Source organism: Kribbia dieselivorans NBRC 106261 (genome assembly GCF_001552435.1).
Lineage (GTDB): Bacteria > Actinomycetota > Actinomycetes > Actinomycetales > Dermatophilaceae > Kribbia > Kribbia dieselivorans.
Map to the genome: position 1 here is coordinate 1 of NZ_BCRE01000128.1, position 1,470 is coordinate 1,470.

2 protein-coding genes are annotated in these 1,470 nt (G+C 74.7%); both read left to right on the top strand.

Annotation, left to right across the window (positions count from 1 at the left end):
- The first annotated feature begins 164 nt into the window (after positions 1–164).
- Positions 165–986, top strand: coding sequence for a class I SAM-dependent methyltransferase (locus KD1_RS11025; protein WP_068401883.1), 822 nt, complete (start codon positions 165–167; stop codon positions 984–986).
- 16 nt (positions 987–1,002) lie between these two features.
- A partial coding sequence (locus KD1_RS11030) for a lysylphosphatidylglycerol synthase domain-containing protein (protein ID WP_174521107.1) occupies positions 1,003–1,470 on the top strand: 468 nt, incomplete at its 3' end.

The following is a 1,470-nucleotide window of genomic DNA, read 5'->3' on the forward strand; positions in this document are numbered from 1 at the left end:
CCAGGGGCACTCGCGGCCGCGCTGCGTCGGTGGCTTACGGATGCCCGCCTGCGCAGCGACCTGCGGGCCGCGGCCATCTCCCGGCGTGAGGAGTTGGCGCCCTGGTCGGCCACGACGTCGGGGGTCGCCGCGGTGATCGCGGCCGTGCAGGCCCAGGCCGCGGCATGAGTGCGCCGGTGGTGCGCGTCGGTGCCGATTGGCTGGCGTTGCGTGAACCGGTCGACGGTGCCGCCCGCTCGACCGAACTCGCCTCCGCCGTGGCCAGGGTCGTGGCCCACCACCGACACCAGGTCGTGCACGACCTCGGCAGCGGCACCGGGTCGATGGGCCGCTGGCTCGCCCCGCGCCTGCCCGGTCGCCAGCACTGGGTCCTGCACGACCGCGACACCGACCTGCTCGACGTGGCCGCCGCCGACCCACCGATCGTCGATGGCGTGGCCGTCGGCGTCGAGACCCGCCGCGACGACCTCACCCGACTCGGCGCGGCCGACCTCGCCGGCGCCACCCTCATCACCGCCTCGGCGTTGCTCGACATGCTCACGTTCGACGAACTCGAGCGGGTCGTGGCGGGTTGCGTCGAGGCCGGATGCCCGAGCCTGATCACCCTCAGCGTCACCGGTCGGGTGCGACTCACCCCGCCCGAACCCCTCGACCGCCGCATCGAATCGGCGTTCAACGCCCACCAACGCCGGAGGGCGGGGGAGCGGGCGCTCCTGGGGCCCGACGCCGTGACGATCGCGGCCGATCTCGCGCGTGACCGGGGCGCGCAGGTGCGCATGGTGGCCAGCCCGTGGCACCTCGGAGCGTCGTGCGCCGGGCTCACGCACGCCTGGCTGACCGGGTGGCTCGACGCCGCCGCCGCGCAGGAGCCCACCCTGACCGAGGCTCTGCCCGACTACGCCGCCCGGCGGCGCGCGCACCTGGCCGACACGAGGCTCCGGGTCGTCGTCGACCACCTCGATCTGCTGATCCTGCCCCCACGGTGAACCGGACGGCCTCGCCATGCGTGTGCAGGGAATGGAGACCACCGCAGCGTCGATGGGGACGTGGTGGCGCCGCGGGCGCATCCTCGCCGGCGTCGCCATCCTCGGCGGCATCGTCGTTCGGCTGGGTGCTGGGCCATTCGTCGATGGCATCAGGGCCATCGACGCTGCGGGGATCCTCCTCGCCACGCTGCTCACGGCGCTGACCACGGTGTGCGCGGCGTGGCGGTGGCAGGTCGTGGCGCAGCACATCGGCATCGCGTTGCGCCTGCGCCCGGCCGTCGCCGCGTACTACCAATCGCAGTTCCTCAACCTCACGCTGCCCGGTGGCGTCGTCGGCGACCTCGATCGTGGGGTGCGGCACGGGCGCGACGTGGGCACCGTGCGCGGCGGACTCGGCGCGGTCGCGGTCGAACGCCTCGCGGGACAGGGCGTGCTCGTCACGGCCGCCGTCGTGATCGGCGCGCTCGCCGGTGGCCTCCCGGCG

Bases quoted from the DNA above. Each gene is read 5' to 3' on its own strand.
- KD1_RS11025 (WP_068401883.1), top strand. From the start codon at position 165: ATGAGTGCGCCGGTGGTGCGCGTCGGTGCCGATTGGCTGGCGTTGCGT.